The 9,313-nt window shown below is 64.8% G+C and carries 9 protein-coding genes; 5 read left to right on the forward strand and 4 right to left on the reverse strand.

Going from position 1 to position 9,313, the window contains the following annotated elements:
- The first annotated feature begins 69 nt into the window (after positions 1-69).
- Positions 70-1,146 (forward strand): chorismate synthase, encoded by a 1,077-nt coding sequence (gene aroC / locus SAS01S_RS20345; protein WP_066812816.1) that lies wholly within the window; start codon positions 70-72, stop codon positions 1,144-1,146.
- 140 nt (positions 1,147-1,286) lie between these two features.
- The gene (locus SAS01S_RS20350; protein ID WP_066812818.1) at positions 1,287-1,592 is read left to right on the forward strand and encodes a hypothetical protein; all 306 of its coding nucleotides are present in this window, start codon (positions 1,287-1,289) and stop codon (positions 1,590-1,592) included.
- A 152-nt stretch (positions 1,593-1,744) separates the two neighbouring features.
- On the opposite strand, the gene SAS01S_RS20355 is transcribed toward SAS01S_RS20350, so the two are convergent.
- On the reverse strand, positions 1,745-3,046 hold the full coding sequence (locus SAS01S_RS20355; RefSeq protein WP_066812823.1) for an adenylosuccinate synthase: 1,302 nt from the start codon (positions 3,044-3,046) through the stop codon (positions 1,745-1,747).
- A gap of 91 nt (positions 3,047-3,137) precedes the next feature.
- On the opposite strand from SAS01S_RS20355, the gene SAS01S_RS20360 reads away from it, so the two are divergent.
- Positions 3,138-3,797, forward strand: coding sequence for a hypothetical protein (locus SAS01S_RS20360; RefSeq protein ID WP_066812825.1), 660 nt, complete (start codon positions 3,138-3,140; stop codon positions 3,795-3,797).
- Here the strand turns inward: SAS01S_RS20360 and SAS01S_RS20365 are convergent.
- From SAS01S_RS20365 to SAS01S_RS20375, 3 genes are all read right to left on the reverse strand, one after another.
- Complete coding sequence (locus SAS01S_RS20365; RefSeq protein ID WP_066812827.1) at positions 3,794-4,900, reverse strand: ATP phosphoribosyltransferase regulatory subunit; 1,107 nt, start codon at positions 4,898-4,900, stop codon at positions 3,794-3,796. The genes SAS01S_RS20360 and SAS01S_RS20365 overlap by 4 nt on opposite strands.
- A gap of 24 nt (positions 4,901-4,924) precedes the next feature.
- Positions 4,925-6,502 (reverse strand): phosphoglycerate dehydrogenase, encoded by a 1,578-nt coding sequence (serA, locus tag SAS01S_RS20370; RefSeq protein WP_066812829.1) that lies wholly within the window; start codon positions 6,500-6,502, stop codon positions 4,925-4,927.
- Between the two features lie 107 nt (positions 6,503-6,609).
- Positions 6,610-7,773 (reverse strand): phosphoserine transaminase, encoded by a 1,164-nt coding sequence (locus SAS01S_RS20375; protein ID WP_066812830.1) that lies wholly within the window; start codon positions 7,771-7,773, stop codon positions 6,610-6,612.
- A gap of 194 nt (positions 7,774-7,967) precedes the next feature.
- Between SAS01S_RS20375 and SAS01S_RS20380 the strand changes: the two genes are divergently transcribed.
- Positions 7,968-8,579 (forward strand): DUF4328 domain-containing protein, encoded by a 612-nt coding sequence (locus tag SAS01S_RS20380; RefSeq protein WP_169804992.1) that lies wholly within the window; start codon positions 7,968-7,970, stop codon positions 8,577-8,579.
- Between the two features lie 57 nt (positions 8,580-8,636).
- Positions 8,637-9,311 (forward strand): extensin family protein, encoded by a 675-nt coding sequence (locus tag SAS01S_RS20385; protein WP_066812832.1) that lies wholly within the window; start codon positions 8,637-8,639, stop codon positions 9,309-9,311.
- Positions 9,312-9,313: the final 2 nt, after the last annotated feature.

Raw genomic sequence — 9,313 nt, forward strand, 5'->3', positions numbered from 1 at the left:
AGTCGGGGACGCTCCTATGCCGCACTCCCCCTCTCCCAACCCTCTCCCCGGAGGGGAGAGGGCTTTTCGTTGAGCTACAACACCTTCGGTCACGTCTTCCGTTTCTCGACCTGGGGGGAGAGCCATGGGCCAGCGATCGGCGCCGTCGTCGATGGTTGTCCCCCGGGACTCAGCCTCAGCGAGGACGATATCCAGCCGTTCCTCGATCGCCGCCGACCGGGCCAGTCGCGCTTCACCACGCAGCGTCAGGAACCGGACCGGGTTCGCATCCTGTCGGGCACGTTCGAAGGGCGCACAACCGGCACGCCGATCAGCCTCATGATCGAGAATGTCGACCAACGGTCAAAAGACTATTCAGAGGTCGCCCAGGCCTATCGCCCCGGTCATGCCGATTACGCCTATGACGCCAAATACGGTTTCCGCGATTATCGCGGCGGCGGTCGATCCTCGGCGCGCGAGACCGCCAGCCGGGTCGCGGCGGGCGCGGTGGCGCGGCTGGTCATTCCGGACGTCTCGATCCTTGCCTGGGTCGAAGCGATCGGCGGCGACGCGATCGATTATACGCGGTTCGATCCGGCCGAGATCGGCAATAATCCGTTCTTCTGTCCCGACGCCCAGGCTGCGGTGCGATGGGAACAATTGGTCGACGACGCGCGCAAGGCCGGATCGTCATTGGGCGCGGTGATCGCCTGCGAGGCGACTGGCGTGCCGCCCGGCTGGGGCGCGCCGCTTTACGCCAAGCTCGATGCCGAGCTCGCGCATGCCTGTATGGGGATCAACGCGGTCAAGGGCGTCGAGGTCGGCGACGGCTTCGCTGCCGCGACGCTGACCGGCGAGGAAAATGCCGATGCGATGCGGCCGGGCAGCAACCAGACCGGCGGCCCGCATTTCCTGTCCAACCATGCCGGTGGGATCGCCGGGGGAATCTCGACCGGGCAGCCGGTGCGCGTCCGCGTCGCGTTCAAGCCGACCAGTTCGATCCTGACCCCGGTCGAGACGATCACGCGCGACGGTGAGGCGACCGACATCCGCACCAAGGGTCGCCACGATCCATGCGTCGGCATCCGTGGCGTGCCGGTGGTCGAAGCGATGGTGGCGCTGGTCCTGGCCGACCAAAAGCTGTTGCATCGCGGGCAAAACGGCTGAGTTTCCGTCAGTTAATCCCGATAGGCGCTCAATCCCCGGCCAGCCGTTCGAATCCGTGGATATAACGACAACGCAGCGCGGAGCCTTTTGGTTTCTTCATCCTTTTCCTTTTCGGTCCATTCAGGACAGGAGAGTATCGAATGAAGTTTCTCACGCTTGCAGGCGCCCTGATTGTCGGCGTCTCGGGTGTCGCGTTCGCCCAGACCACGCCGGCTCCCACGACCCCGCAAACGACTCCGTCGACCACCACTCCAGCTCCGACGAGCGATCCGTCGACGACAACGCCGCCGGCCTCGACACCGGACGCTACGACCAGCACCACTCCCACCACGACGCCGGACACTACGGCGACGACGCCGGATACGACGGCCTCGTCAGATCCGGCTACGACGTCGACCGACAGTTCGGCTGATACCGGCAAGAAGAAAAAAAAGAAGCACGAATAGCCCCAGCCCACCCCATGCAATCGGATCGCGCCTGACCAGGCGCGGTCCGTTGGGGCTAATGGGCCTGTCTTCGCGGCCGGTGCTGGCGTGCACTGGCTGCGGGGGCAGGCCCAACCTGTTTCAGTCGTGCTAGAAACTGCCCCTGAAGTCGATCAGTCCGCGAAGGGGTCGCGCACCAGGATCGTGTCGTTGCGCTCGGGGCTGGTCGACACCAGCGCGACTGGGCAGCGGATCAGTTCCTCGATACGGCGGATGTACTTGATCGCCGCAGCGGGCAGTTCGGCCCAGCTGCGTGCGCCGGCGGTCGATTCGGACCAGCCCGGCACGGTTTCGTAGATCGGCTCGACCGCGGCCTGGTCCTGCGGATGCGGGGGCAGATAGTCATAGGTTTTGTCACCCAAGCGATAGCCGGTGCAGATCTTGATCTCGTCGAGCCCGTCGAGAATGTCGAGCTTGGTCAGCGCGATCCCGGTGATGCCGCTGACCGCCGCCGATTGCCGCACCAGCACGGCATCGAACCAGCCGCAGCGCCGCTTGCGCCCGGTATTAACCCCGAACTCGCGCCCGCGCGTGCCGAGATATTCGCCGATCTCGTTATCCTGCTCGGTTGGGAAGGGCCCCGATCCGACGCGCGTCGTATAGGCTTTGACGATCCCCAGCACGAACCCGACCCGCGACGGTCCTAGCCCCGATCCCGCCGATGCGGTGCCGGCCACCGTGTTGGACGAGGTGACGAAGGGGTACGTGCCGTGGTCGACGTCGAGCAGTACACCCTGCGCGCCCTCGAACAGGATGCGCTTGCCGCGCTTGCCCGCTGCGTTGAGCGTGACCCAGACCGGCTTGGCATAAGGCAGCACGAAGTCGGCGATCTCGCGGAGTTCGGCGAGCAGCGCCTCGCGGTCGACCGGCGGCTTGCCGAACCCAGCGAGCAAGGCGTCGTGATGCGCGCAGAGGCGATCGATCTGCGGCCCCAATTGGTCGAGATGGGCGAGATCGCAGATGCGGATCGCGCGGCGGCCGACCTTGTCCTCATAGGCCGGGCCGATCCCGCGGCGGGTGGTGCCGATCTTTTGCCCCGAATTGCCGGCATCGAGCGCGTCCTCGCGCAGGGCGTCGAGATCGCGGTGGAGCGGCAGGATCAACGGCGCGGTCTCGGCGACGTGGAGCAATTCAGGCGTGACCTTGATGCCCTGTTCGCCGATCCGCGTGACTTCATCGCGGAAATGCCAGGGATCGAATACGACGCCGTTGCCGATCACGCTCAGCGTGCCCCGCACCACGCCCGAGGGCAGCAGCGCAAGCTTGTAGGTTTTGCCGTCGATGACGAGCGTGTGCCCGGCATTATGCCCGCCCTGGAAGCGGACGACGACGTCGGCGCGCTCCGACAGCCAGTCGACGATCTTGCCCTTGCCTTCGTCACCCCATTGGGCGCCGATCACCGCTACGTTGGCCAAATTCAGTTCCCAATGCTGTCGAATCGTGCCCCTCTAGACAGGGGCGGGGCTGCCGTCCACGCTTTGCCGGCATTTGAGGGAGCGTCTAAAGATGCAGTGGTGGATTCTTGCTGTGCTGTTGGGTCTGACCGCGCCGGCTGGCGTCCGAGGCCAGGATACCGACAGCCCCGCTGAAGATCTCATCCATGCCGACCTGCCATTGTACGGCAATGACTTCAATGAGATGTGGCCCCGTCACATCGATGATGATGGTGAGATCGGCTGTCAGAGCAGAGTCGCGTTTGGAACGTGGAGGTTGGGGCGCGCCAAGGAGGCTGATGCGGACGATGAGGAAAGGACCGAGTGGTATCGTATCGCCAACTACGGTGTTTTTCACTGCACCTCGCTCGTAGCGACTGCCGAGGAACGGAAGGATCTCAGCGAAGCCGCCGGACGATTCTCATTTTTCGTATTGATCGAAAAAGCCAAAGATCACGAACTCTGGGCAATTCAGGAAGGCATGAGGCCCGGGAGTGACTATATCCTACTTTCACGCAAACCTGACGGGGCGATAATAAAGCGGTTCGATGTCCTCCAGCGCGATTGCCCTCGAGAGTCTATTCGTCGAATAAAATCGATCGACGTTTTTCTGACTGGCTATTGTGCAATCAACTCTCGAAGCGATCTTGTCGCACTCGCGCGGCGGATGGCGAGACTGCCACCCCTAGGCCAACTGACCTTCGTTGAAGGTGACACCGGACCCAACGACTAGCAAACCTGCGGCGTGCCGTTGTCTAACGTATGGGTGCAAAGCTGCGCTTCCGGCGTGTCGCCGGCTTCGAGCGCCGCGACCGTCACCCAGCCTTCGCCGCGCAATTTGCCGGCGAGTGCGGGATCGGTCCCGAGCGGTAAGAAGAGCCGCCGCCGCTCGTCCTGCGCCAGACCCGCGCCGACAATCGCATCGATATAGAGCGTGAAGCCGATCGCGGTCTCTTCGCCGCCATCTTCATGGACGATCGTATAGCTGCCGCCGCGCCCGATCTCGCCGCGCGCGCCGTCGGCGAACAGCGAGAAACCGAGCCATGTCTGATATTCGAAGCCGTGCCGTTCGGTCGGATCGAGCGTCAGCGCGACGCGGCCCTTCACTGCCTCGGCCACTTTCCACAACCCATCGAGCCGCGAGCGCAGCGCGCCGCCGACGTCGAAGCGGCAGAGGCGGTCATGCGCGGCCTCGAACGGTCCGGCTGCCTCGATCATCGGCAGATAGTTCGGCGCCAGCGCCGCGACTGCTCCGGCATCCTTGGCGTCGAGCCGGTCGGCGAGCTCATCGAGCGACACACCGTCGAGCGGCAGCGGCCCGGCGGCGAGCGTGGCCAGCAGGTCGGGCAGGGTGAAGTCGATCGAAATACCGGTCACCCCGGCTGCCTCGAGCGCTTCGACCGCGACGGTGACGACTTCCTGCGCCGCGGCAATCGTATCGAGCCCGATCAGCTCGCACCCGGCCTGGCGCCGTTCGCGCTCGGGCGACAGTTCCGACGCGCGCAACCGCAGCACCGATCCGGCGTAGCTCAGCCGCAGCGGCCGCGGATGATGCCCCATCCGCGTCGCCGCGATGCGCCCCACCTGGGCGGTGATGTCCGGCCGGATCGCCAAGGTACGCTGGCTGATCGGATCGACGAAGCGCACCGCATCCTGCGCGCGCGCCGCTTTCAGCCGATGCGCCAGCGCATCCTCGAATTCGGCGAGCGGCGGATCGACACGCTCATAGCCATAAGCATGCGCCGCATCGAGCACACGACGCTCCAACCGCGCCGCCGCATCGGCGTCGGGCGGCAGCCGATCGTGAAAGCCGGAAGGGAGCAGCGCATGAGTCACGTCCGCCCCCTTAGCGCGCCCGGCTCAGAACGACAGCCCCATCACCGTCTTCACGCCCGCCAATTGACGCACGCGGGCGATGAGGTCGGCGTCGACCGCCTCGTCCACCGACAGCAACAGGATCGCTTCGCCGCCCGCCGAGCGGCGGCCGAGGTGGAAGGTGCCGATATTGACGCCCGATTCGCCCAGTAGCGTGCCGAGCCGGCCGATAAAGCCCGGCGCATCCTCGTTGACGACATAGAGCATATGCCCCGCCAGATCCGCCTCGACCTTGATTCCGAACAATTCGACCAGGCGCGGGGCCTGATCGCCGAACAGGGTGCCCGCAACCGACCGCTCGCCGGCCTCGGTCTTGACCGAGACGCGCAGCAGCGTGTGGTAATCGGCCTCGCGCTCGGTGCGCACTTCGCGCACCTCGATGCCGCGCTCCTTGGCGAGCAGCGGGGCGTTGACCATGTTCACCGTGTCGGTCTGGGTGCGCAGGAAGCCGGCCAGTACCGCCGAGACGATCGGCTTCTGGTTGAGCTCGGCGGCCGCACCCTCGCTATGGATCGAGATGCGGCCGATCGCGCCATGCGTCAGCTGCCCGACCAGTGAGCCGAGCTTTTCGGCCAGCGCCATATACGGCTTGAGCCGCGGCGCTTCCTCGGCCGACAGCGACGGCATGTTGAGCGCGTTGGTGACGCCGCCCGAGACCAGATAATCGGCCATCTGCTCGGCGACCTGGATCGCGACATTGACCTGCGCTTCAGTGGTCGACGCGCCGAGATGCGGGGTGGAGACGAAATTGGGTGTGCCGAACAACGGGCTCGCCTTGGCCGGCTCCTCGACGAACACGTCGAGCGCGGCGCCGGCGATGTGACCCGAATCGAGTCCTTCCTTGAGCGCGGCTTCGTCGATCAACCCACCGCGCGCGCAATTGATGATCCGCACGCCTTTCTTGGTGCGGAGCAGGTTGTCGCGGCTCAGGATGTTGCGCGTCTGGTCGGTCAGCGGCGTGTGCAAGGTGATGAAGTCGGCACGCGCCAGCAAATCGTCCAGATCGACTTTTTCGACGCCGAGTTCGACCGCGCGTTCGGGGCTGAGGAACGGATCGAACGCAATGACCTTCATGCGCAGGCCGCGGGCGCGGTCGGCCACGATCGAGCCGATATTGCCCGCGCCGATCAGGCCGAGCGTCTTCGAGGTCAGCTCGACGCCCATGAAGCGGTTCTTTTCCCACTTGCCGGCCTGGGTCGACAGATCGGCTTCGGGCAGCTGGCGGGCGAGCGCGAACATCAGGGCGATGGCGTGTTCGGCGGTGGTGATCGAATTGCCGAACGGGGTGTTCATCACCACCACGCCCTTGGCGCTGGCGGACGGGATGTCGACATTGTCGACGCCGATCCCGGCGCGGCCGACAACTTTCAGGTTGGTCGCCGCCTCGAGGATCTCTTTGGTCACCTTGGTCGAGCTGCGGATCGCGAGGCCGTCATACTGGCCGATGATCGCCTTCAATTCCTCGGGGGTCTTGCCGGTGATCTCATCCACCTCGACCCCGCGTTCGCGGAAGATCTGGGCGGCCTTGGGGTCCATTTTGTCGCTGATCAGTACCTTGGGCATGTTTATTTCCTGTCGGAAGCAGGGCTCCTGCGGAAGCAGGAGCCCAGAGTTTCAAAGGGAATCGCTTGCTATTCTGGGCTCCTGCTTTCGCAGGAGCGCGGAGCGGGTCAGGACGCTGCTTTCGCGGTCGCGTAGGCCCAGTCGAGCCATGGCCCGAGCGCCTCGATATCGGCGGTGTCGACGGTCGCGCCGCACCAGATGCGCAAGCCGGGAGGCGCGTCGCGATAGCCGGCGACGTCGAACGCGGCGCCTTCCTTTTCGAGCGCGCCGGCCATTGCCTTGATCAGCGCTTCATCGGCGCCCTCGACCGTCAGGCAGACGCTGGTCTTCGACCGCGATGCCTCGTCGATCGCGAGATGGCCGAGCCAGTCGCGCTCTGCGACGATCGTGTCGAGGGCAGCCGCATTGGCGTCCGACCGCGCGATCAGGCCTTGAGCACCGCCAACCGATTTCGCCCATTCGAGCGCGAAGATCGCATCCTCGACCGCCAGCATCGACGGCGTGTTGATCGTCTCGCCCTTGAAAACGCCTTCGGTCAGCGCGCCCTTGGAGACGAGGCGGAACACTTTGGGAAGCGGCCACGGCGGAGTGTATTCGGTCAGGCGCTCGACCGCGCGCGGGCCGAGGATCAGGACGCCGTGGCCGCCTTCGCCGCCCAACACCTTCTGCCAGCTGAACGTGGCGACATCGATTTTGTCCCACGGCAGGTCGTAAGCGAACACCGCGCTGGTCGCGTCGGCGAAGCTCAGGCCGTCGCGATCGGCCGGAATCCAGTCGCCGTTGGGTACGCGCACGCCGCTGGTGGTGCCGTTCCAGGTGAACAGCACGTCGTTCGACCAGTCTACCTGAGCCAGATCGGGCAGCTGGCCGTAATCGGCGCGCACCACGGTCGGTTCGATCTTGAGCTGCTTGACCGCGTCGGTCACCCAGCCTTCGCCGAAGCTTTCCCAGGCAAGGGCGGTAACCTCACGCGCGCCGAGCATGGTCCACATCGCCATCTCGAACGCGCCGGTGTCGGAGCCCGGGACGATGCCGATGCGATGCGTGTCGGGGAGCTTGAGCAACTCGCGCATCAGGTCGATGGCATATTGCAGCCGCGCCTTGCCGAGCTTCGAGCGGTGCGACCGGCCGAGCACCTCAACCGCGAGCTTGGACGCGTCCCAGCCCGGAGGCTTGGCGCAGGGACCGGAAGAAAAATGGGGGCGCGCCGGCTTGGTAGCGGGCATTGCAATGGACGCACGGGTGGCGTCGGTAACCGTTACATCAGTCATGTCAGTCTCTCCTCGCAGAGAGCGCGCGCGGCGTTGGGACCGCGTGGCCCGTCGGCCGCCCTAAAGATATTGTGCGCTGCGTCAAGGAGCTTGCGCTGGTCGGTCGAGGCGATTGGTCCAATTCGAATGCAAGCCACTGGACCGCCGCGATGTTTCCATCATAACCTCCAGATGGGGAAATGGAGGGGCCAATAGTGACGGACGCTCGAACCGCGGCAATTTCGGGCAATCTTGCGATCGGCGCCCTTTACGTCTGGATCCTTGCCGAGGTTGGATTGCTGCTGGTGGCGACGGATTTCGTCGCAGGTGACGGCGTCAACGTCTGGTTTGCGACGAGTCGGATTGTCGGTGTCACCAGTCTATCGGTCTTCGCCTTGAGCCTGGTTACAGCGGTCTTCTGCTTCGTCTGGATCTATCGTGCGATGGCCATCGCACATCATGTCACACCCACGTTCAGCATTTCCCCGAGGGCTGCGGTCGGTTGGTTCTTCGTACCGATAGCCTCGCTGTGGAAGCCATATGAAGCGATCGGCCAAATCATCGACGGGAGCGGGGGGCGCCGGGTTGCCGCCACGCAGACGTTGGCCGGCTGGTGGTGGGCTGGCTGGCTGGTGCGCGCCGTTCTCGGTCTATTGTCCAGGTTCGGCGGAAGCGTCGGCGCGGATGGAACGTTGGGCCGGGGCTACGGCATAATGTTGATGGTGGGTGCGGTAATCGGGATACCCATGGCATGCCTGTTCCAAGAGATCATCCGCCGCGTGGTCATGGCGCAAAACGGCGCGGTTGAGGGCGAAATCTTCGCCTGACTCTTAGCACGCCACATCGCACCGTTAGCGATTCGTTAACCATGTTCGCGCACACCAATGCGCGTGAAGCGCCTCGTTCCCTTGCTCGGCTTTGTCCTGTCGGGTTGCCTGTTTGGCGGAGGGGGCAATGATCGTCTGCCGCCTCCGCCCCGCCGGCCGGCGGGGTCGCCGCCGATCACGCTCAACCTGCCGACCAGCCGTGAAACGCAGCAATGCTATGCCGATCTGTCGCGCGAAGAGGTACGCTATTCGCCGCTGCCCGACCGCGATTATGGCGGGGGGTGCACGGTCATCGGCGCGGTGCAGCTGATCGATATCGGCGTGCCCGTCACCGGGCTGAAGGCGATGCGCTGTGGCCTTGCGGAAGAATTCATTGGCTGGACGCGCAACGCAGTCGCTCCCGCCGCCTTTCAGATTTTGGGCAGCCGGCTGGTGAAGATAGAGACGTTCGGCACCTATGCCTGCCGCAACACGATCGGCGCGCCGACGACTCGGCTATCGGGGCATGCGCTGGCCAATGCGGTCGACGTTTCTGCGTTCGTGCTGGAGGACGGACGTCGCATCTCGATCGAGGGCGACTGGCGATCGGACAATGGCGACGTGCGGCGTTTTCTCGAATTGATCCATGCCTCCGCCTGCAAGCGGTTCGGCACCGTGCTCAGTCCCGACTACAACGCGGCGCATCATAATCACTTGCACCTTGAGGACGACCACAAGAGCTTCTGCCGCTAATT

This window comes from Sphingomonas asaccharolytica NBRC 15499, assembly GCF_001598355.1.
Lineage (GTDB): Bacteria > Pseudomonadota > Alphaproteobacteria > Sphingomonadales > Sphingomonadaceae > Sphingomonas > Sphingomonas asaccharolytica.